The following is a 21,181-nucleotide window of genomic DNA, read 5'->3' as shown; positions in this document are numbered from 1 at the left end:
GTCAGCGGTGCGCGGGGAACTCGACGACCTGCTGGTACGTCGGGCGGTTCTGCCACTGGATCGGCCGGTGCGTGATGCCGCCGAGCGCGCGGTGGATGACGGTGTCCGCGCACCACTGGTCGCCCGCCTTGCACGCGTCGTCACCGGGGTAGACCTCGGTGGCGGGCTTGGCGACGGCCTGGGCGAGGGTACCGAGCAGGGCGTCGCGGCAGGCGTCGAGTTTGCCGTCGCCGCAGTAGCTGTCGGCGAGTTCACCCTTCACGGGCTGCCCGAGGACCTTGCGCAGGTCCTTGTCGGCGTACCCCCACCAGCCGGACTGGAAGGCGGAGCCCGCGTGCGATCCTGTGGGTCCGTGGCCCGCGGACGGCGCCTCGTCGACGGGCAGCAGCCCGGTCAGGGAGTCGTAGAGGTCCTTGCCGAGGCCGGGCTTGAACTCGGCCTCGATGAGCAGCGGCCACCAGGCGTCCATGATGCGCACGGCATCGGGGTGGGCGTACGTCTTGGAGCCCGCCGCTGTCTGGTTGCGCTGTGCGCCCGCCGTGCGCCAGGCCTCCAGCTGCTGGATGGCCTTGGCCAGTTGGGGGTCGGTGACCGGCTTGCTGCGCAGCACCTTCAGGAGTTCGGGCAGCACCTGCTCGCCGCGCAGGTCTGTGACGGCGGCCTCCGACATGGCCTGGGTGAGCGAGGCGCGGGTGACGCCGCCCTCCTCGGTGAGCTTCCTGACGCGCCCGTCGAGCAGGTCGCCGCGGTGCACGGCGCTCATGCCGAAGCCCGCCGTGTTGAAGTCCTTGGCCTGCTTGTTGTTCCAGGAGATGTAGTAGTCCTGGTTGACGGACTGCGGGTGCTCGGCGGCCGGTGTCTGCGCGGAGGTGTTGTTCTCCGGGTCGAAGTCCCGCCATTCGTACGCCTGTTGTCCCTTGACGGGCAGGGCCGGGTCGACGCTGTCGGCGCGCTGCGGGTTGGCGCCGCTGTTGTAGTACGCGATGTCGCGCGCATCGGCGTAGAACCAGTTGAAGGCATAGCTGATGTTCTGCGCGGCCTTCTTGAACGACGCGGCGTCCTTGACGTACGCGGGGTCGTTCAGCATCTGGAAGCCGATGATCGAGTCGGCCTCGTGGCGGTAGGTGGAGCGCAGCGAGACATAGGCGACGGGTGTGCCGTCGACCGTGGCTCGGTGCGTGACGATGCCGTACTTGGTGCGGAAGACCTGCATGCGGTACGAGCCCGCGGCCGTGGAGTCGGCGAGCGTCGGCTTCCAGGCGTTCTTGCGCTCCAGCTTCTCCATCGGGGTGCAGGTGCCACGGTAGAGGTAGCCGGTGGACTGCTTGGTGGGTGTGCCGCCGCCGGGCTCGCACAGGTCGACGGCGTACGTGTCGGTGATGTCCTGTCCCGCCGAGGTGGCCGACCAGGCGTAGTCCTGGCCGCGGCCCAGCTGGACGTACATCCCGACGCCCGCGAAGGAGACGCCGCGGGCGCTGATGCCCGGGCCCTGGAGTTCCTGCTGCATGAGGAGCTGGGGCGCGAAGTAGCCGGTCTGCGGGCCGAACACGGCGACGGGGTTGCCGCTCGCGGTGTGCTTCCCTGAGACGAGCAGGGCGTTCGACATGCCCTTCTTGTGGCCGTCCCGCTTGAACAGGTCGGCGGGCAGCACCCCGTCGTCGTACATGCCCTGGAGCGGCTTGAGCTTCTTGGGCGCCTTCACCGGGTCCTTGGCGCCGCTCTTCGCGCCGCCCTCGCGGTCGTAGACGAGCTGTTCGCGCTCGACGGATCCGGCGTCGGGCAGCGCCGTGCCGCGCGCCGTCTCCGGCTTGCCCGCGTACGGGAAGCTCGTGCCGTCGTGGATGGTCTGGACGGCCTCGGGGTCGTTGCGGGCGCGGAAGGACTCCCAGACCTTCGTGCCCTTCTCGACGCCGTACTTCTCCTGGGACTTGAGCAGGGCCAGGGCCCCCTCGACCTCTCCTCCGCCGCCGTTGCCGAACAGGCCGCCGACGACGGAGGCGAGCGCGATCATGTCGGTGACCTTGAAGGGTTCGATCTCACCGATGTTGGTGATCGCGTCGATCTTGCCGGTGAGCACGTACTCGCCGGGGAAGTAGCGGCCGTTCTTGGACTTCACGCGGTAGTCGTTGAGCCCGTCGACATAGGCCTGCGCGTCCTCCATGGCCTGCTTGCCGCGCTCGCCCTGCGTCGACTTGATGTACTCGACCTGCTTCTCCAGGTCCTGTTCCGTGTACGGGGCCTGCGGCCAGAACTGCTGCTCCAGGCCCTGGTTGGCGAGCGCGCCGCCCGCGAACGAGGTGAGCTGGCCGCGCCCGATGTGCCGGAACAGGTCGATGAGCCAGAGCCGGTCCTGCCCGGCGGCGAAGCCCGCGCCGAACTCGGTGCCGTAGCGCGTGCTGCCCTTGATGTGCGGGACGCCGTACTTCTTGTCCCGGGTGATCGTCACGTCGTCGCGCGGCTTGGTGACGGAGGCGACCTGGTCGGCGGGGACCCCGAAGGAGGCGTCGTTGAAGAACTCGGTGAGGCGGTCGTCGGTCAGCGAGGGGTAGCCGGAGGACAGCGCGTCGTAGGGTCCCAACTGGTCGTCGGCATGCGGGGGTTGGGTGCCGAAGACGCGGTGGGCGAGGATCTCGGCGAGGGTCGCGCTGCCGTTGGTGCCGGGCGGCAGGACGTCGGCGCACTGGCCCTTGCAGTAGTCGGTGCTCTCCTCGGCGACCGGTTCCCGCGGGGCGGCCCCGGCCCCGGGCAGGGGCGCGACGAGGGAGGCGCCGAGCGCGAGCGCCGCTCCCGCCGTGAGAGTTCTGAGTCTGACGATGCGTCGTCGCATGGGTGCTCCTCCGGGTCCTGCGGAAGGCCGATGCGGCGGAGGTTACTGGCGGGTCGTCGAACCCGAAAGATGAGCATGCGTCGCCTTTTCCGAATCACCACAACGCGCCCCCCTCCAGGAGGCATCACCCCTGCTCAAGCGGGCAGGCGAAAATCGGTCGCCCGGGAAGGGAGCCGAATCGCGTGTCGATACGTCTACTCGGCGACGTCGTTTCGACCTCGACTCGACTTCGACTCGACTTCGACAACGGCGGATACGGAACACGGGGTACCAGTACGGAAGTACGTGTGACGGAGGTGCAGGGCGATGGCCGGATTCCGGAGTCTCGCGAGACAGGTGCGTGATCCGCAGAGCGATCTGGCACTGCGGCGCTACTCGCTGCGCAAGTGCCTGGAGAGGTTCGCCCCCTATGGCCACCGGGCGACCTGGGACCATCTGAGCTCCCGGGCGGGCTTCGGCCCCGAGGACCGGTCGCCCGATCCGGCGCGGCTGGTGGCCGCGCTCGAGGAACTGGAGGCGGCGCGCGCCGTCTGGCTCGCCTACGAGGCGGGATTCGCGGAACGCCGCCGCAAGGAGAAGCACGACGGGCTCAGGCGCCCCGGCAGCGTCGACGACTGGCACCGCTGCACCTGGGGCGGGTTCGGGGTCGCCTGGTGCGACGACCCGAGCGTGCACCCCCATGCCCCGCTCGCCGAAGTCCTGCACCGGCTCATCGCGGCACTGGAGCGGGAGCCCGGCACGGCCTGCCCCGTCTGCGCGGACACTTCTCTCGTCTGGCAGCACGGTCTGGCGCACGAGCCGTCGTGCGGAGCGGTCTGCACCGGCTGCGGCATCGTCGTGCCGGGCCCCGTGCTCACGCCGGACGCGGTGGCGCAGGCCCGGGCGAGGCGGCTGAGGCCCCTGGTGTCGGCGTGAGGGGCGGCGCCGTCAGGGCGTGCCCACCTGGGTGTGGATGGCGAGCTTGAACTCGGCGAGCGTCAGCGGCGTGGCGATGCGCACGTCCCCCACGCCGCGTGCCGAGATCTTCAGCCCCACGGGCGTGCTCGGATGCACGAACATCTGCCAGGTGTAGGACCTGAACTGGCCGCCCCTGGTGGGCGCCGAGTCGGTCGTCGCGGTCGAGTCGTACCCGGTGGAGAGTCCCAGCGGATCACGGACGAAGCGCGCCCGGTACTCGCTGGGGTCGGTGTCCGCCGCCCAGAAGACCAGCGCGCAGAGCACGCCCCAGCCGTCGTGGCTCGGCCAGATGAGACCGGACCTGGCGTCGGGGAACTGCGAGGGGCTCGTACCCCCCTTGGACGGGTCGTGCATGTTCCACGGGTCGTACGACTCCTCCCCCGCCTCGTACGGGAACCGCACGAGGTGATAGCCGTCGGTGTCGTAGGTGACGGTCTGCTGTCCGCTCAGCGCGGCGTCCCACTTCAACGAGCAGATGGCGAGTGACATCGGCCCTCCCCCGGATTGATGTCGACGTCGGGACTCGGCCTCCTTGTGCTGCATACACGCCGGGGGACGGCGCGTGGTTGCGTCACTTCGCGGTGCGGCGCTCCGCGAGGAGCCGGGAGCCGGTGAGGCGCTCGCCGAAGACGTCGTCGGGGTTGGAGAGCACACAGGTCTCCAGGGAGAGGCAGCCGCAGCCGATGCAGTCCGTCAGATGGTCGCGCAGGCGCCCCAACTGCTTGATGCGCTCGTCCAGTTCGGCGCGCCAGTGCTCGGAGAGGTGCGCCCAGTCCTCGCGGTTGGGCGTGCGCTCCTCGGGGAGCGAGTCGAGGGCCTCACGGATGGTGGCCAGCGGGATGCCCACGCGCTGGGAGGCGCGGATGAAGGCGACCCTGCGCAGCGTGTCACGGTGGTAGCGGCGCTGGTTTCCCGAGGTGCGGCGGCTGCTGATGAGGCCCTTGGACTCGTAGAAGTGCAGGGCGGACACGGCGACGCCGCTGCGGTCCGCCAGCTGGCCGACGGTGAGTTCATGGATCTTCTCTGGAATCTGGGGCACCCCTCGAACCCTAATGGCTGGTGCGTTGACACGCGTCGGCGCACACCGCATGCTGAGCAAGCGCTTAGTCGCATACGTCGATGACGTTGTCGCACACGTCTGGGAGGACCAGGGACATGGCGGAGCCGAGGATCTTCACGTCGGCCGGGGAACTGCGCGCCGGGGTCGGCGAGCAACTCGGGTACAGCGACTGGCTGGAGATCGACCAGAAGCGGATCGACCTGTTCGCCGACGCGACCGGCGATCACCAGTGGATCCACGTCGACGCGGAGAAGGCCGCACGGGGCCCCTTCAAGTCGACCATCGCGCACGGCTATCTGACGCTGTCGCTGCTGCCGAGCCTGGTGCCGCAGATCATGCGCGTCGAGGGCATGAAGATGGGCCTCAACTACGGCACGGACAAGGTCCGTTTCCCCTCACCGGTGCCGGTCGGCTCGCGGCTGCGCGCCACCGCCGTGCTCACGGACGTCACCGACACCAAGGACGGCGGCGTGCAGGTGACGGCCACGGTCACCGTCGAGCGCGAGGGCGGCGACAAGCCGTCCTGCGTCGCGCAGTCGGTGTCCCGCTACTACTTCTGAGCCCCCACCATCCGCAGCACGAGGTCGGCGTAGAGCGCGCCGACCTCGTCGGGCGTCCGGTGCCCCGACGCGTTGAACCAGCGGGCGACGTCGATGCAGAGCGAGAGCACGGCGAGCGTGGTGCCCGGCACGTCGGGGACGTCGAACTCCCCCGCCCGCACACCGTCGTTGATGATGTCCCGCACGGCCGCGTCCGACCTGCGGCGCAACGCGACGATCTCCGTGCGGTGTTCCTCGCCGAGCGCGTCGAGTTCGTACTGCACGACGCGCGCGGTCATGTGGTGCGCGGCGTGCCAGCCGACGAAGGAGCGCACGGCGGCGGCGAGCCGCTCCGCCGCCGAGCCCTCGGCGTCCGCCGCGGTCCGCAGGATGTCCAGGGCCTTGTCGTGGCCGATCCTGCTGATGCGGTGGAGCAGCTCTTCCTTGGTCTTGTAGTGGATGTAGAGCGCGGCGGGGCTCATGCCTGCGCGGCCCGCGATGTCCCGGGTCGTCGTCGCGTGATAGCCGCGCTCGGCGAAGGCCTCGACGGCGGCGATCAGCAGCCGCCTGGCCGCGTCGGGGCTCACCTCGCCCCACGGCTGCTCCTCGCCGCCCGTCTCCTCCGCCGTACCCATGCCCACTCCTTCAGCCTTCGGGAGGGACACCATACCCCTGACGGTGAGCAAGCGCTTAGGGCACGGGGTCGGCTCGGGCCAGGTCAGGGCTTGGCGAAGGGGTCGTGCTCGGCGAGCAGCCGGTCGACGCGGGCCTGGTCGACCCTGCTGACGATCTGGTCGGCCTCCTGCCGGTCCCTGATCACCTTGGCAAGGGTGAACGCGGAGGTCGTCAGATAGAGCACCGAGATGGCGAGGAAGCCCCGCACCCAGGCGGAGGCGTCCAGGTAGCCGATGCCGACGGTCACCGCGGCGAGGGCGACGGCGAAGGACGCGATGGCCTGGCCGTAGAAGGCGGTCGTCGTCTGCTGCTTCACGGAGGGCTCAGTCATGGACGCAGCATCGGACAGCGGTGATCGGGGCCGCATCCGCTCGGATACTCACGCGTGTACTCAGAAGGCCGAAACCCCCGTCAGCGCGCGGCCGATGACGAGCTTCTGGATCTGGCTCGTGCCTTCGTAGAGGGTCATGACGCGGGCGTCGCGCAGCAGTTTGCCCGCCGGGTACTCGTCGATGTAGCCGTAGCCGCCGAAGACCTGCAGGGCGTTGTTCGCGGCGCGCACCGCGGCCTCCGAGGCGAACAGCTTGGCCTTGGAGGACTCGGTGGTGAAGGGCTGCCCCCGGTCGATGAGGTCGGCGACCCGCCAGGTCAGCAGGCGGGCGGCGTCCACGTCGACCGCGATGTCGCTGATCAGCTCCTGCACCAGCTGGTGGTGGGCGATGCTCCTGCCGAACTGCTCGCGCTCGCCCGCGTACCGCACGGCGGCGTCGAGCGCGGCCTGCGCGATGCCCACGCAGCCCGCGGCCACCGACATCCGCCCCTTGGCGAGGGCCGACATGGCGACGGCGAAGCCCTTGCCCTCGGGCGCCATCATGGCCGACGCCGGGACGCGGACGTCCTCCAGGACCAGCTCGGCGGTGGCCTGGCCGCGCAGGCCGAGCTTGCCGTGGATGGTGCGGCGGGTCAGGCCCGGCGTATCGGTGGGGACCAGGAAGGCGGAGACGCCCTTGTGGCCCGGGGTGTCGTTCGTGCGGGCGAAGAGGAGCACCAGGTCGGCCCAGGTGCCGTTCGTGATGAACATCTTGGTGCCGTTGATGACGTACGAGTCGCCGTCGCGCACGGCCTTGGTGACGAGGTTGCCCGCGTCGGATCCCGTGCCCGGTTCGGTGAGGCCGAAGCATCCGACGTACGCGCCGGAGGTGAGCCCGGGCAGCCACTGCCGCTTCTGCTCCTCGCTGCCCCAGGAGGCGATGGTCTTGGCGACGAGCCCGAGGGAGACCGAGACGATGCCGCGCACGGAGGAGTCGCCGCGGCCGAGCTCCTCGGTCACCAGGCAGTACGCGAGGTGGTCGCCGCCCGAGCCGCCGTACTCCTCGTCGATGGTGAGGCCGAGGAAGCCGACCTCGCCGAGCTTCTTCACGACGCTCTTGTCGACGCTCTCGGCGCGGTCCCACTCGACGACGTGCGGGGCGATCTCACGCGTGACGAAGTCCTTGGCCAGCTGCCTGACCGCGGTCTGCTCCTCGCTGAGCTCCAGGTTCATCGTGGGCACCTCTTCGCGTCGAGATTTAAATTAGCACTGCTAGTTTCTGGCGGCAGCCCTACTATGTGCCGCATGGCCCGACCGCGCAAGCCCCTGCTCAGCCGAGATCGCATCGTCGACACGGCACGCGCCCTCGTCGACGCGGAGGGCCTCGCGGCCGTCTCCACGCGCCGCCTCGCGGCCGAGCTCGGGGTCAGCGGGCCCTCGCTCTACAACCACTTCCGCACCAAGGACCAGATCCTGGAGGCGGTCGCGGACTCGGTGAGCGCACAGGTCGATCTGTCGATGTTCGATGCGGACGACGCCGCCGACGCCCGCGACTGGCGCACCGCGCTGCACGACTGGGCGGTCTCCTACCGGGCGGCGCTCAAGCTGCACCCGAACATCGTCCCGGTGCTCGCCAGCGGCCCGGGGCGGCGCCCTGCCGGACTGCGGCTCGCGGACGCGATGTTCGGGGCGATGGTCGACGCGGGCTGGCCGGCCGCGCAGGCCACCTCGATCGGCGCGCTGATGCGGTACTTCATCATGGGCTCCGCGCTCGGCTCCTTCGCCGGGGGCTTCGTGGACGACGAGACCGCCTACGACCCCGCCGACTATCCCCACCTGGGCCAGGCCCATCTGCTCGCCGAGCGCCAGGAGGTCATCGACGAGCGGGCCTTCGAGGCGGGCCTGCGGGCGCTGCTCGACGGGCTCGCGCTGCAGTACGAGCAGCTGACCGCGGGCCGCACGGCCAGCGCCTGACGTTTCGGCCCCCGCCGCACTCGCCAGGGTTTCGGGACCATCCTGGTGGCATGACCCCCGGCCACACGAAGAACGCCACCGCACCCGCCCTCGCCGCGCTCGCCGGACTGTTCGCCGACGAGACCCGGGCGGCCTGTCTGCTCGCGCTGCTCGACGGGCGGGCCTGGACGGCCGGTGAGCTGGCCCGGCACGCGGGGGTCGCGGCGTCCACCGCGAGCGAGCACCTGGGCAAGCTGGTCGCGGGCGGCCTGCTCGCCGAGGAACGCCAGGGCAGGCACCGCTATGTGCGGCTCGCCGACGCGCGGGTCGCCCAGCTCGTCGAGGACCTCGCCGCCCACGCGGCACCCGCGTCGCAGGCCGCGCCGCGCACCCTGCGCGAGTCGAACGCCCGGTGCGCGATGGCGCGCGGGCGCACCTGCTACGACCATCTGGCGGGCCGGCTCGGCATCGCGATCACCGGGGCGATGACGGACCGGGGGCTGCTCCGGCAGGACACGGGCTTCGCGCTGACCGACCAAGGCGTCGACTGGTTCGGGGAGTTGGGGATCGGTCTTGTACTCACCGGACGGCGCCCGCTGGCCCGCGCCTGCCTCGACTGGACCGAGCGCAGGCCCCATCTGGCCGGTGTCGCGGGCGCCGCGCTCTGCCGGCACGCGCTGGACGCGGGGTGGTGCGAACGGATCGGCTCGGAGCGCGCGGTGCGGGTCACTCCGGCCGGGGCGCGGGCACTGGCCGTACACCTGGGCCTCGACAGCCTCTGAGGCGGCCTCTGAAGCGGCCTCTGAGGCGGCTACTCCTCGACGATGCGCTGGACCGCCGCCTCCACGAGCCGGTCGCGCTCGTCCTGCGAGAGCACGTCCGGGAGCGTGAGCTGTTCGACGATGAGCCAGTTGAAGGCCAGATAGAGGAGCTTGACGGCCGTCGCGTCGCCGGGCAGGCCGGATGCCTCGTGGTACGCCAGGTTGGCGGCCAGGTCCGCCTGGACGCGTTCGGTGAGGACCGCGCGCAGTTCCGGGCGGCGGGTGGCCTCCAGACGCAGTTCGAGCAGGGCGAGGTAGCCGGTGCGGAATCCGCTGACCCGGCCGACGACCTCGCGCATCAGCTCGACGTAGGTCTCCTTGTCCGGCTTCGCCGTGCGCTGCCGCTCGACCTCCGACTCGTCGGGCGTGAGGCGTTCGTAGACGCGGGCGCCTGCCTGGGTGAGCAGGTCGTCGCGGTTGGCGAAGTAGTTGGAGGCCGTGCCCGTGGGCACCGCGGCCTCGGTGTCCACGGCGCGGAAGGTCAGGCCCCGGGCGCCCTCCCTGGCCAGCACCTCGATGGCTGCGTCGACCAGGGCCGCCCGTCGCCCGTCATTCCTGCGCACCATTGCCACCACTCCGTACGTAGTACTACGTCCCAACCACTACAGAGTGAGCACTATAGGGGGCGCCGCCCGTGGCGCAAGCCCGCCCACGCATCGGCGCCGGGATAATTCGGTGGGGGCCGAAGCGTCCCCGCCCTAGCCTCTGACCATGTCTTCTCCCCACTCCGCAGCCCGCCCGTGGCACCGTCGTCCCGAGCTGCTCGCAGCCGCCGCCGCGACCTTCACCGTCATCCTGTGGGCCTCCGCCTTCGTCTCCATCCGCAGCGCGGGCGACGCCTACTCGCCCGGTGCGCTCGCGCTCGGCCGGCTGCTCGCCGGGACGCTCACGCTCGGGGTCATCTGGGCGGTGCGCAGGGAGGGTTGGCCGCCGCGGGCCGCCTGGCCGGGCATCGCCGTGTCCGGGGTGCTCTGGTTCGGGGTGTACATGGTCGTCCTCAACTGGGGCGAGCAGCAGGTCGACGCGGGCACGGCGGCGCTGCTCGTGAACGTCGGACCGATCCTCGTGGCGCTGCTCGGCTCGCGCCTGCTCGGCGATCCGCTGCCACCGCGCCTGCTCGCCGGGATGGCGGTGTCCTTCGCGGGCGCGATCGCCGTCGGCTTCTCGATGTCCGGCGAGGGGAAGGCGTCCGTGCTCGGTGTGGCGCTCTGCCTGATCGCCGCCGTGGGGTACGCGGCGGGGATCGTCTCCCAGAAGCCCGCGCTGGACAGCGCGAGCCCGCTGCAGGTGACGACGTTCGGCTGCCTGGTGGGCGCGGTCGCGTGCCTGCCGTTCGCGGGCCGCCTGGTGGACGACATGAGCCGCGCGCCCGCGTCCGCGACCCTCAACATGCTGTATCTGGGCGTCTTTCCGACCGCGCTCGCCTTCACGACGTGGGCGTACGCGCTGGCCCGGACGACCGCGAGCCGGATGGGCGCCACGACGTACGCCGTGCCCGCGCTGGTCGTCGTGATGTCGTGGCTCGCGCTCGACGAGGTGCCGGGCGCGGTCACGCTCGGCGGCGGGCTGCTCTGCCTCGCCGGGGTCGCGGTGGCGCGCTCCCGGCCCCGTGCGCGCGCGGTGGCCACCCCGGAGGCCGCGACGTCGGGGAAGTAGATGTAACCTGCATCCGTCCTGTCGGACGAAACATGGACGTAACGCGGGAGTGGCCGTGGGGCACGCGACGGATGCACTGGACACCGAGGGCCCAACGGCCGCCGGAGAACCACCCGTTGGGCTCGCCCGCGCCCGCGGCTTCGCCGCCGCGGTGCTGCGCGGGCAGGCCCAGGTCACCTTCCTGCCGAGCGTCGCCGCGGGCGCGGTCTTCTGCGCCGCGCTGTTCGCCGCGGGCTGGCGCTACGGCCTCTACGCCCTGGTGGGGACCGCCGTGGGCACGGCCACCGCACGGCTCCTCGGCGCGGACCGCGACCGGGTCACGACCGGACTCGAAGGCTTCAACGCCTGTCTGACGGCGCTGTGTTTCGCGGTGTTCCTGGGCGCGGACCACCTCTCGACGGCACTGCTGGCCATCGGCGGCTGTGTGGTCGTCACGGTGGTGACCGCGGCCGTGGTCCAGCTGCTCGGCGTCTGGGGACTGCCCTCGCTCACCCTCCCGTACTGCCTGGTCGCGAGCACCACGACGATCGCGGCGCCCGGCTTCGAACGGGTCTGGCACCACGGCGAGGCGCTCGCCTCCCTCACCCGCGCGGCGACGGGCCCCACCGCCCCGCGCCCCGTCGAACTGGCCAAGGGGTTCTTCGCGGACTTCGCCCAGATCTTCTTCATGCCGCAGTGGTACGTGGGCGCGCTGCTGCTCGCCGGACTGCTGATCGCGGGCCGCCGCACGGCCGCCGTCGCCTGCCTGGGCAGCGCGGTCGGCATCGCCACGGCCTGGGCGCTCGGCGCCCCCGCCGCACAGATAGCCGACGGCACGATGGGATACAACTCCGTGCTGGTGGCGCTCGCCCTGTGCGGCGTCTTCCTTCCGGTGCGGGCGGCGACGCTCACGTACGCGCTCGTGGGCGCCGCCACCGCCACCGCGGTCGGCGCGGCCCTGTCGGCGCTCTTCGCGCCGTCCGGCGGGCACACCTTCACCTGGCCGTTCGTGCTCACCACGGTGGTGTTCCTGGCGGGGGCCAAGTCCTTTCCGCGGCTTGCCGGTTCGGGCGCGCCCGCGGCCTGACCGGGGCGGCTCAGAAGGTGATCAGCGCCCGGCCCCCCTTGCCCGCCACCATGTTCTCGAACGCCGCCGGGATGTCGTCGAGGCCGATCCGGTCGGTCACCAGGGCGCCGAGGTCGAGGCGGCCCGCGCGGACGTGGCCCGCCAGGACCGGCAGGTCCACCGCCGGGTCGGAGTTGCCGTACACACAGCCCGAGAGGGTCCTGCCCCAGTGGAACAGCTCCAGGGCGTTGAAGGTGACCTGCTGGTCCTTGCCGCCGATGCCGACCACCGTGGTGCGGCCGCCGCGGCGCGTGGACTCCCAGGCCGTACGGATGGTCACCGCGCGGCCCACGCACTCCACCGCCACGTCCACGCCGTGCCCGCCGGTGAGCCCCCGGATGTCGCGGGCCGTCGTCTCCGAGGCCACCACATAGTCCGTGGCGCCCGCCGAGCGCGCCAACTCCTCCTTCTCCGGGGAGACATCGACCGCGACGATCTGTCCGGCGCCCGCGATCCTGGCCGCCTGCAGCGTGGCAAGACCCACCCCGCCGACGCCGTACACCGCGACCGTCTCGCCCGCGCGGACCTTCGCCGAGTGGTGCACGGCGCCGTACCCGGTCAGGACGGCGCAGCCGAGCAGGGCCGCGTCGGTGAGCGGGACGCCGTCCGGCACCGGCAGGACGCAGCCCGCCGCGACCACCGTCTCCTCGGCGAACGCGGCGACGTTCAGGCCCGGATGGAGGTCCGTGCCGTCCGTGCGCCTGGCGTACACCTCGGCGGCGCCCGCGAGCGCGTTGCCGCACAGCCACACCTCGCCGATCTCGCAGGCGTGGCACTTCCCGCAGGACGGCGCCCAGTTCAGTACGACGCCGTCGCCGGGCGCGACGTGCGTGACGCCCTCGCCGACCGAGACCACCGTGCCCGCGCCCTCGTGGCCGAGCACGGCGGGCACCGGGACCCGCATCGTGCCGTTGGTCAGGGACAGGTCGGAGTGGCAGACCCCGGCGGCCGCGAGGCGCACCCGGACCTGTCCCGGTGATGGCTCCGGCAGGTGGATCTCGGCGATCTCCAGGGGGGAGCCGACGGCGGGGAGGATGGCTGCGCGGACCACGTTCACGTACTCCTTAGGTGGGTCAAGAGGAGGTCGGGCGGCTCGGAACCGGGCGGTTCAGAACTGCAGCGACTTGGTCTGGAGGTACTCGGCGAGGCCGTGCGAGCCGAGCTCCCTGCCGACGCCCGACTGCTTGTAACCGCCGAACGGGGCACGGGGGTTGAAGCTGCCGCCGTTGATGTCGACCTGGCCGGTGTCCATGCGGCGGGCGAACGCGATCGCCTCGGCGTCGTCGGCCGCCCACACCGCGCCCGCGAGGCCGTACACGGTGCCGTTGGCGATGCGCAGGGCGTGGTCCTCGTCCTCGTAACGGATGAGGGAGACCACCGGGCCGAAGATCTCCTCCTGGGCGATGGTCATGTCGGGGGTGACGTCGGCGAAGACCGTCGGCCGGACGTAGTAGCCCTGCTCCTTGGGGGACTCGGGGCCGCCCGCCACGATCCGCGCGCCCTCCTCGACGCCCTTCTCGATGTAGCCGCGCACGCGCGCCTGCTGCTTGGCGTTGACGACGGGGCCGATGCGCGGGCCGTACTTCGCCGCGGCCGCGGCCGCCAGCTCCACCGCCTCGTCGTACTGGTCGGTGTGCACCAGCATCCGGGTCCAGGCGCTGCACGTCTGGCCGGAGTTGGACATGACGTTCGCGACGCCGACGTTGACCGCCTTGGCGAGGTCCGCGCTCGGCAGGATGACGTTGGCGGACTTGCCGCCGAGCTCCAGGGCGACGCGCTTGACGGCCGCGCCCGCCGTCGCGCCGATCCGCTTGCCGACCGCCGTCGACCCGGTGAACGAGACCAGGTCGACGTCCTCGTGCTCGGCGAGCGCCTGCCCTGCGACCGGGCCGAGGCCGGTGACGAGGTTGAAGACCCCGGCGGGAAGGCCCGCCTCGTGCACCGCCTCCGCGAAGAGCTGCGCGGTCAGCGGGGTGTCCTCGGCGGGCTTGAGCACGATCGTGCAGCCCGCGGCGAGGGCGGGGGCGACCTTGTTGACGATCTGGTGGAGGGGGTAGTTCCACGGCGTGATCGCGCCGACCACGCCGATCGGCTCCAGGTAGACGGTCGAGTTGCCCACCTTCTCCTCGAAGGGGTGCGTGGCGGCGAGTTCGGCGTACGACCCGGACACCAGGATCGGTACGCCCGCGTGCACCGCCTGCGAGAACGGCAGCGGGGCACCCAGTTCGGCGGTGACCGTCTCGGCGATCTCGTCCTTGCGGGCGACGAGCCGGTCGCGCAGGGCGCCGATCAGCGCCGCGCGTTCCGCGGGCGGCGTCGCGGACCAGGACGGCAGGGCCGCGCGGGCGGCGCGGACCGCGGCGTCGACGTCCTGGGCGTCGCCCGCGGGGACCTCGCCGATGGGCTGCTCGTCCACGGGGTTCAGGACCGTGATGCTCCCGGTGCCCGCGGCCGGGCGCCAGGCGCCGTCGATGTACATCCCGTCGTGGGGCTTCATCGGATTCCTCCAGGTTGTCGTCCGCGCCTCAAACTAGCGCTGATAGTTTTCTGGCACCAGGGGGGTCCCGCGTTCGGCTCCGCCGGTCGCCGCCCATGCCCGTACCGCGGTGCGGGCCTGCCGACCGTAATGCGCCAATCCGGGTTCGGGCCGGGGGGAATCGGTCAACTTCGGGTGCGGGTCGACGCGGGCTGGGGGTGCAGGCCCCCGCATCCCTCACGGGGCCCGACCGCATCGCGAGACACCACCCTGCTCACGGGTCTCTTCCAGCCCCAGACATTCCCCCAGCATTCACCACGAAATCGATTTCATTTACGTGACAGCCACATGACAAGGCGTCAACTCCCTTGATCTGCCCCAGGAGAGCCGCCACGCTACTGAACGCGACGGGAGCGGCACTGGCCGCTCCCATCTGTGTGTGCGATCACGCGCACACCCCCCACAGTCGCGACGCCCGACCCCGGGCGCGCCGCCTATGAGGAGGACTCCCTCGTAATGGCCATGCTCCGCAGCAAGAAGACTGTGATCGCCGCGGCGATCTCGACCGCCACCGCCGCCGTCATCGGCACGGTCGCCGCTCTGCCCGCCCAGGCCGCCGCCCCCGCCGAAGGCACCGTGATCGCCGCCGGCTCCGCCGACGCGGTCAAGGGCAGTTACATCGTGACCCTGAAGAAGAGCTCGGGCCTCAAGGCCGCCACGAGCCAGGGCAAGGACCTCATATCCGAGTACGGCGGCTCGGTGAAGAAGACGTACAAGTCCGCCCTGAACGGATACGCGGCCCGGCTCAGCGCGACCGAGGCGAAGAGACTCGCCGCCGATCCCGCGGTCGCCTCCGTCGAGCAGGACCAGAGACTCCACGCCACCGCGACGCAGTCCAACGCCCCCTGGGGCCTGGACCGCATCGACCAGGCGAAGCTCCCGCTGTCCGGCACCTACACCTACCCGGACAGCGCGGGCGGCGGCGTCACCGCGTATGTGATCGACACCGGTGTGCGGATCACGCACACCGAGATCAGCGGCCGTGCGGTCAACGGCTACGACGCGGTCGACAACGACAACACCGCCCAGGACGGCAACGGTCACGGCACGCACGTCGCCACGACCATCGCGGGCAAGACCTACGGCGTGGCCAAGAAGGCCAAGATCGTGGCCGTCCGCGTGCTCGACAACAACGGCTCCGGCACCACCGCCGGTGTCATCGCGGGCATCGACTGGGTGACCAAGAACCACGCCGCCGGAGCCCCGGCCGTGGCCAACATGTCGCTCGGCGGCGGCGCCTCCACCACGCTCGACAACGCGGTGAAGAACTCCATCGCCGATGGCGTCACCTACGCGGTCGCGGCGGGCAACGACGGCGCCAACGCCGCCAATTCCTCGCCCGCCCGGGTCCCCGCGGCCATCACGGTCGGCGCCACCAGCAACACGGACGCCAAGGCCAGCTGGTCCAACTACGGCTCGGTCCTCGACATCTTCGCGCCCGGCGTGAACATCAAGGCGGGCTGGAACACCGGCGACACCGCCACCAACACCATCTCCGGTACGTCGATGGCCACCCCGCACGTCGCGGGCGCCGCGGCGGTCTACCTGGCGGGTCACACCTCGGCCACCCCGGCCCAGGTCTCCTCCGCCCTCGTGAACGGCGCCACCCCGAACGTCGTGACCAGCCCCGGTTCGGGTTCCCCGAACAAGCTGCTCAAGATCGTTCAGTAACTCTTCCCGTACGACGTGTGCGACCTGTTCCCCGGGGGCTGCCGGCGCCCCCGGGGGACGTGCGCGCGCCGAGCCCCGCCGCGACCAGAAGCAGCCCGCCCAGCATCACGAACGGCGCGGCCACGCCCGCCACTCCGGCGATCAGGCCCGCCGACGCCGGGGCCGCGACCTGGCCGAGGCGGTTGCCCGTGAGGCGCAGGGCCAGGGCCGTCGAGCGGGCGGCGGGCGGCGCCGCCTGGACGACCGTCGTCATCGACAGCGGCTGGCCGACCCCCAGGCAGAAGCCCAGCAGGACGAGCATGACGCCGAGCCCCCAGACGGGCACCGGCAGCGCGATGCCCGCGCACAGCAGCGCGGCGAGCACGCAGGTGACGACGATCAGGGCCGCGCGGCCGAGCAGATTGATCAGCGGCGTCATCACCAGACGGCACGCGATGGTCGACGCGGCCCGCAGCGAGAGCAGCAGCCCGACCGTGGCGGGCGCGATGCCCCGGTGCTCGCCGACCACCGGCAGATAGGCCGTGAGGATGTCCGTCGCCGAGAGCACCGCGAGGCTGATGAAGATGCCCGCGGGCACGCCACGGGTGCGCAGGATGCCGAGGACAGGAACCCGTGCGGCCCGCTGCGCGGAAGGCCCCGACCGCATGTGCTCGATGCGCCACAGCGAGGTGAGGGAGACCGCGGCGACCCCCGCGGAGACGAGCAGGGCGAGGGCGCTGGTGCGGCCCATGTCGGCGCCGATCAGGGCGCCCGCGGCGATCGGCCCGATCAGCTGGCCGAGCGAGGCGCCGATGGTGAAGTGGCCGAAGTTGCGGTCCTGTTCGGCGGGCGCGGACTGGCGGGCCACGATCGACTGCGCGCCGATCACGAAGCAGAGGTGGCCGAGCCCCATGACGCCGCTCCACGCGGCCATCGCGGCAAGGGAGTTCGCGGTGCCGCTGAGCGCGCAGCCGCCGGAGATCAGGACGACGCCGACGGGCAGCAGGGGCGCGCACCGCCCGTGGTCGGTCCTGCGTCCGAGCGGTACGGCGGCGAAGAGCGGAAGCAGCGCGTACACGCCCGCGATGACGCCGATCGCCCGTTCGTCGGCGCCAAGGGCGAGGGCCCGGTAGGAGACGGCGGGCCGGGCCATCGACACCGCCCCCTGCGCGAAGCTGAAGGCGATGACGAGGCGCAGCAGCCAGCCCCTGCCACCGGGCCCGGTTGGTGCGTCGGGCATCAGATGATGCCGAAGAGGATTCCGGCGCCGAGCACCACGAGCGAGGTGAGCACGGCCCATTTGACGGTGAACTTGGTGTGGTCGCCGAACTCGACCTTGGCCATGCCGACCAGGACGTACACGGCGGGCACCAGCGGGCTCGACATGTGCAGGGCCTGCCCGGCGATGGAGGCGCGGGCGATCTCCAGGGTGCCGACGCCGTGCGCCTGGCCCGCCTCGGCGAGGACCGGCAGGACGCCGAAGTAGAAGCCGTCGTTGGACATGAAGTAGGTGAGCGGGATGGAGAGCAGTCCGGTCACCAGGCCCATGTGCGGGCCCATGCCCTCGGGGATGGCGTCGACGAGCCAGTCGGCCATGTGGTCGACCATGCCGGTGCCGGTGAGGACGCCGGTGAAGACCGCGGCGGCGAAGACCATGCCGGTGACGTTGAGGACGTTCTCCGCGTGGGCGGCGATGCGGGCCTTCTGGTCGGGCATGTGCGGGAAGTTGACGGTGAGGGCGAGCGCGGCGCCGAGCAGGAAGAGGACCGGGATCGGCAGCCACTCCATGATCATGGCGGTGAGCAGCAGAACGGTGAGGCCCGCGTTGAACCAGTAGAGCTTGGGGCGCAGGGTGGGGCGGTTCGGGTCGAGCCCCTGGAGGCCGTCATCGCCGTCCTCGTCATCGGATGCGGCGTCGGCTTCGGCGTCGGTGCCCGCTCCCCCGGTGGATCCGGTCGCCTTCTTCGTGAGCTTCGTCCGGCTCTCGTCGCCGCCACCGGCACCGACCAGGACAGTCTCGTCGTCCTTCGTCGTCTCCTTGGTCAGGACGTCGTCGAGGGAGAGGATGCCGAGCCGCTTGCGCTCGCGCAGACCCAGGGCGTACGAGAGGAGGAACACGGCGACCAGGCCCATGGCGAGCGCCGGGATCATCGGGACGAAGATGTCGGAGGCGTCGACCTTGAGGGCGGTGGCGGCGCGGGCCGTCGGGCCGCCCCACGGCAGGGTGTTCATGACGCCGTTGGCGGTGGCGGCGACGCCCGTCATCACGACGAGGCTCATCTTGAGGCGCTTGTACAGCGGGTACATCGCCGAGACCGTGATCATGAAGGTGGTGGAGCCGTCGCCGTCGAGGGAGACGATCGCGGCGAGCACGGCGGTGCCGACCACGATGCGCACCGGGTCCGCCTTGCAGAAGCGCAGGATGCCCCGGACGATCGGGTCGAAGAGGCCGACATCGATCATGACGCCGAAGTACACGATGGCGAACATGAGCATGGCCGCCGTGGGCGCCAGATTGCCGACGCCTTCGAGGACGTAGTCCCCGAGATGGGCTCCCTTTCCAACGAACACGCAGAAGAGCGCGGGGATCAGCACCAGTGCCGCGATCGGCGACATCTTCTTCATCATGATCAGCACCAGGAAGGTGGCGATCATGACAAATCCGAGGATTGTCAGCATGGGGGCTACCTAACGTTCACCATCGAACTCCCACCAGGTCTGGCGGTCCGGATGACGTTAGGACTCGCTCCGAAGCGTTAACAAGATGTTGACGTGCGAGCAATAAGCGCAAAACTCCAGGTCAACGCGGTACGGCCGGGTCCAGGGCGGTGACCTGCACGGCAAAGCCGTTGAGCACCGCGGTCCCGGACAGCGGATCGAGCAGCGTGCCGTCCAGAAGCTGGTTGACGTTGGCGCCGGGCTCCTCGGCGGCGACGGAGAGGCGGGTCCCCGGCCGGTCGTGGCCCCAGCCGTGCGGCAGGCTCACCACGCCGGGGCGCACCGCGTCCGTCACCTCCACCGGTACGTCGATCCGCCCTCCGGGCCCGGACACGCGCGCGTGCTGCCCGCCCGCGAGGCCGGTGCGGCCCGCGTCGTCGGGGTGGATGTGCAGGGTGCAGCGGTTCGAGCCGCCGACGAGGGTGCGGACGTTGTGCATCCAGCTGTTGTTGGACCGCAGATGGCGCCGGCCCACCAGGACGAGTGCGGCGGGCGCCTCGGTCATCGCGCGGGCCAGGCGCGGCAGTTCGGCCGCGAGCGGTGCGGGGAGCAGTTCGATGCGCCCGCTGCGGGTCCTGAGCACCTCGGGGACGCGCGGGGCGAGCGGGCCGAGGTCGATGCCGTGCGGGTGCGCGAGGAGCCGTTCCAGGGTGAGTCCTTCGGGGCGTGCGCCGAAGCCGTCGCCGTAGGGGCCGAGGCGCAGCATCAGGTCGAGCCGCCGCTCGGGGCCGTCCGCTCCGCTCAGGAGTCCGGCGAGTTCCTTGGGAGCACGGCCGTACACCGCCGAGTGCGGCTGCGCGACGGCCTTGCCGAGCGTGTTGTCGACGACCATCGTGTCGACCGCCGCGGGATCAGCGCCGTGCATGCCGCTCGCTGCCAGGACGAGCCTGGCGAGGATCTCGGTCTCGGCCATGCGGCCCTCTTCGAGGGGGATTGCGGCGCGGGTGTAGCGGACCTGGTTGCGTACGGCGAATCCGTTGAAGGCGAAGTCGTGGTGTGCGCTCTGGGCGGGCGGGGGCGGCGGGAGCACGACGTGGGCGTGGCGGGACGTCTCGTTCAGATAGGGGTCGACGCTCACCATGAAGTCGAGGGACTCGAGGGCCCGGTCGAGCCGGTCGCCGTCGGGTGCGGAGAGGACGGGGTTGGCGGCGATGGCGACGACCGCGCGCAGCGCGCCCTCGCCCGGCGTGTCGATCTCCTCGGCGAGCGCGGCGAGCGGCAGTTCACCCTTGGCCTCCGGGTGTCCGCTCACGCGGCTGTGCCAGCGCCCGAGCGCGAAGCCCTTGCCGGGCCCTGCGGGGCGGGGCGGCTGTGCGGTGGCGGCGAGCGGGAAGAGGGCGCCGCCCGGCCGGTCCAGGTTCCCGGTCAGGACGTTCAGTACGTCGACGAGCCAGCTGGTGAGGGTGCCGAAGGCGACGGTGCTCGCGCCGACGCGGCCGTACACGGCGGCGGTGGGCGCGTCGGCCAGCTCGCGGGCGAGCGCGCGGATGGTGTCCGCGGGCACGTCGCAGGCCGCGGAGACGGCCTCGGGGGTGAAGTCCCGTACGGCTTCGCGCAGTTCGTCGACGTCCTGTACGTGGTCGGTCAGCGCGCCGAGGTCGGTCAGCTTGCCGTCGAAGAGGACCTGGGTGATCGCGGCGAGCAGCAGGGCGTCCGTGCCGGGCCGGATCGCCAGGTGCCGGTCGGCGATGCGGGCGGTGCGGGTGCGGCGCGGGTCGACGACGGTGAGGGTGCCGCCGCGCTCCCGGAGTGCCTTGAGCCTGCCGGGGAAGTCGGGTGCGGTGCACAGACTGCCGTTGGACTCCAGGGGGTTGGCGCCGAGGAGCAGCAGGTGGTCGGTGCGGTCCAGGTCGGGCACGGGGATGGCGAGCGCGTCGCCGAAGAGCAGTCCGCTGGAGATGTGCTTGGGCATCTGGTCGACGGTGCTCGCGGTGAAGAGGTTGCGGGTCCCGACGGCGCCGAGCAGGACGGGCGGGTAGAGGGCGCCGGCCATGGTGTGGACGTTCGGGTTGCCGAGGACGATGCCGACCGCGTCCGGCCCGTGCCGCTCGATCAGCGGCCGCAGCCCCGCCGCGACGGCGTCGAACGCCTCGTCCCAGCTTGCCTCTTGGAGGCGCCCTTCCTTGCGTACGAGGGGCCGCTTCAGGCGGTCGGGGTCGGCGTCGGCCTCTCCGAAGGAGGCGCCCTTGGGGCAGATGAAGCCGCGGCTGAACACATCGTCCAGGTCGCCGCGCGCACCGGTCACCCGGGTGCCTTCGACGGTGAGCGTGAGGCCGCAGGTGGCTTCGCAGAGCGGGCAGATGCGCAGGGCGGTGCGGGGCATGAGCCCTCCCCGGGGCGTGGGCGTGCGAACACATCGAGCATACCGACCGGT

19 protein-coding genes are annotated in these 21,181 nt (G+C 71.5%); 7 read left to right on the top strand and 12 right to left on the bottom strand.

Going from position 1 to position 21,181, the window contains the following annotated elements:
* Position 1: 1 nt before the first annotated feature.
* The gene (locus ACFWZ2_RS16740; RefSeq protein ID WP_384546198.1) at positions 2–2,827 is read right to left on the bottom strand and encodes a penicillin acylase family protein; all 2,826 of its coding nucleotides are present in this window, start codon (positions 2,825–2,827) and stop codon (positions 2–4) included.
* A 306-nt stretch (positions 2,828–3,133) separates the two neighbouring features.
* On the opposite strand from ACFWZ2_RS16740, the gene ACFWZ2_RS16735 reads away from it, so the two are divergent.
* Positions 3,134–3,742: a hypothetical protein gene (locus ACFWZ2_RS16735; protein WP_384546196.1), complete on the top strand. Its 609-nt coding sequence runs from the start codon at positions 3,134–3,136 to the stop codon at positions 3,740–3,742.
* 12 nt (positions 3,743–3,754) lie between these two features.
* Here the strand turns inward: ACFWZ2_RS16735 and ACFWZ2_RS16730 are convergent, their stop codons facing one another.
* Together ACFWZ2_RS16730 and soxR are read right to left on the bottom strand one after the other, a co-directional pair.
* Positions 3,755–4,273 (bottom strand): hypothetical protein, encoded by a 519-nt coding sequence (locus ACFWZ2_RS16730; RefSeq protein ID WP_384546194.1) that lies wholly within the window; start codon positions 4,271–4,273, stop codon positions 3,755–3,757.
* 82 nt (positions 4,274–4,355) lie between these two features.
* Entirely contained in the window at positions 4,356–4,823 is a 468-nt protein-coding gene (gene soxR / locus ACFWZ2_RS16725) for a redox-sensitive transcriptional activator SoxR (protein WP_384546192.1), read from the bottom strand.
* Positions 4,824–4,939: 116 nt separating this feature from the next.
* Between soxR and ACFWZ2_RS16720 the strand changes: the two genes are divergently transcribed.
* Positions 4,940–5,404: a MaoC family dehydratase gene (locus ACFWZ2_RS16720; protein WP_384546190.1), complete on the top strand. Its 465-nt coding sequence runs from the start codon at positions 4,940–4,942 to the stop codon at positions 5,402–5,404.
* On the opposite strand, the gene ACFWZ2_RS16715 is transcribed toward ACFWZ2_RS16720, so the two are convergent.
* The 3 genes from ACFWZ2_RS16715 to ACFWZ2_RS16705 all read right to left on the bottom strand — a co-directional run bounded on the left by ACFWZ2_RS16715 (position 5,395) and on the right by ACFWZ2_RS16705 (position 7,601).
* Positions 5,395–6,018, bottom strand: coding sequence for a TetR/AcrR family transcriptional regulator (locus ACFWZ2_RS16715; protein ID WP_384546189.1), 624 nt, complete (start codon positions 6,016–6,018; stop codon positions 5,395–5,397). The genes ACFWZ2_RS16720 and ACFWZ2_RS16715 overlap by 10 nt on opposite strands.
* Before the next feature lie 83 nt (positions 6,019–6,101).
* The gene (locus ACFWZ2_RS16710; RefSeq protein ID WP_384546187.1) at positions 6,102–6,389 is read right to left on the bottom strand and encodes a YiaA/YiaB family inner membrane protein; all 288 of its coding nucleotides are present in this window, start codon (positions 6,387–6,389) and stop codon (positions 6,102–6,104) included.
* A gap of 60 nt (positions 6,390–6,449) precedes the next feature.
* On the bottom strand, positions 6,450–7,601 hold the full coding sequence (locus ACFWZ2_RS16705) for an acyl-CoA dehydrogenase family protein (protein WP_384546185.1): 1,152 nt from the start codon (positions 7,599–7,601) through the stop codon (positions 6,450–6,452).
* A gap of 72 nt (positions 7,602–7,673) precedes the next feature.
* Here ACFWZ2_RS16705 and ACFWZ2_RS16700 point away from each other — a divergent pair, with 72 nt between their 5' ends.
* Positions 7,674–8,342 (top strand): TetR/AcrR family transcriptional regulator, encoded by a 669-nt coding sequence (locus ACFWZ2_RS16700; protein WP_384546183.1) that lies wholly within the window; start codon positions 7,674–7,676, stop codon positions 8,340–8,342.
* Positions 8,343–8,392: 50 nt separating this feature from the next.
* Positions 8,393–9,103 carry an ArsR/SmtB family transcription factor gene (locus tag ACFWZ2_RS16695; protein WP_384546181.1) on the top strand — a complete coding sequence of 237 codons (711 nt, stop codon included), beginning with the start codon at positions 8,393–8,395 and terminating at the stop codon, positions 9,101–9,103.
* Between the two features lie 29 nt (positions 9,104–9,132).
* Here ACFWZ2_RS16695 and ACFWZ2_RS16690 read toward each other — a convergent pair whose 3' ends face one another.
* Complete coding sequence (locus ACFWZ2_RS16690; protein WP_384546179.1) at positions 9,133–9,708, bottom strand: TetR/AcrR family transcriptional regulator; 576 nt, start codon at positions 9,706–9,708, stop codon at positions 9,133–9,135.
* 145 nt (positions 9,709–9,853) lie between these two features.
* On the opposite strand from ACFWZ2_RS16690, the gene ACFWZ2_RS16685 reads away from it, so the two are divergent.
* Positions 9,854–10,798 (top strand): DMT family transporter, encoded by a 945-nt coding sequence (locus ACFWZ2_RS16685; RefSeq protein WP_384546177.1) that lies wholly within the window; start codon positions 9,854–9,856, stop codon positions 10,796–10,798.
* A 55-nt stretch (positions 10,799–10,853) separates the two neighbouring features.
* Entirely contained in the window at positions 10,854–11,864 is a 1,011-nt protein-coding gene (locus ACFWZ2_RS16680; protein WP_384546175.1) for an urea transporter, read from the top strand.
* 10 nt (positions 11,865–11,874) lie between these two features.
* Here ACFWZ2_RS16680 and ACFWZ2_RS16675 read toward each other — a convergent pair whose 3' ends face one another.
* Complete coding sequence (locus ACFWZ2_RS16675; RefSeq protein ID WP_384546173.1) at positions 11,875–12,954, bottom strand: Zn-dependent alcohol dehydrogenase; 1,080 nt, start codon at positions 12,952–12,954, stop codon at positions 11,875–11,877.
* A gap of 57 nt (positions 12,955–13,011) precedes the next feature.
* Positions 13,012–14,400 carry an aldehyde dehydrogenase family protein gene (locus tag ACFWZ2_RS16670; protein ID WP_384546171.1) on the bottom strand — a complete coding sequence of 463 codons (1,389 nt, stop codon included), beginning with the start codon at positions 14,398–14,400 and terminating at the stop codon, positions 13,012–13,014.
* A gap of 495 nt (positions 14,401–14,895) precedes the next feature.
* On the opposite strand from ACFWZ2_RS16670, the gene ACFWZ2_RS16665 reads away from it, so the two are divergent.
* On the top strand, positions 14,896–16,110 hold the full coding sequence (locus ACFWZ2_RS16665; protein WP_384546169.1) for a S8 family peptidase: 1,215 nt from the start codon (positions 14,896–14,898) through the stop codon (positions 16,108–16,110).
* Here ACFWZ2_RS16665 and ACFWZ2_RS16660 read toward each other — a convergent pair.
* The 3 genes from ACFWZ2_RS16660 to ACFWZ2_RS16650 all read right to left on the bottom strand — a co-directional run bounded on the left by ACFWZ2_RS16660 (position 16,094) and on the right by ACFWZ2_RS16650 (position 21,130).
* Positions 16,094–17,329: an MFS transporter gene (locus tag ACFWZ2_RS16660; protein ID WP_384546167.1), complete on the bottom strand. Its 1,236-nt coding sequence runs from the start codon at positions 17,327–17,329 to the stop codon at positions 16,094–16,096. The genes ACFWZ2_RS16665 and ACFWZ2_RS16660 overlap by 17 nt on opposite strands.
* Entirely contained in the window at positions 17,329–18,768 is a 1,440-nt protein-coding gene (locus ACFWZ2_RS16655) for a CitMHS family transporter (RefSeq protein WP_384546164.1), read from the bottom strand. Before ACFWZ2_RS16655 ends, ACFWZ2_RS16660 begins: the two co-directional genes overlap by 1 nt.
* 121 nt (positions 18,769–18,889) lie before the next feature.
* Positions 18,890–21,130: a molybdopterin-dependent oxidoreductase gene (locus ACFWZ2_RS16650; protein WP_384546162.1), complete on the bottom strand. Its 2,241-nt coding sequence runs from the start codon at positions 21,128–21,130 to the stop codon at positions 18,890–18,892.
* Between the last annotated feature and the right edge of the window lie 51 nt (positions 21,131–21,181).

Source organism: Streptomyces sp. NPDC059002 (assembly GCF_042740435.1).
Classification (GTDB): Bacteria; Actinomycetota; Actinomycetes; order Streptomycetales; family Streptomycetaceae; genus Streptomyces.
Note: the sequence above shows the minus strand (reverse complement) of the source record. Positions and strands in the feature narration are given on the sequence as shown.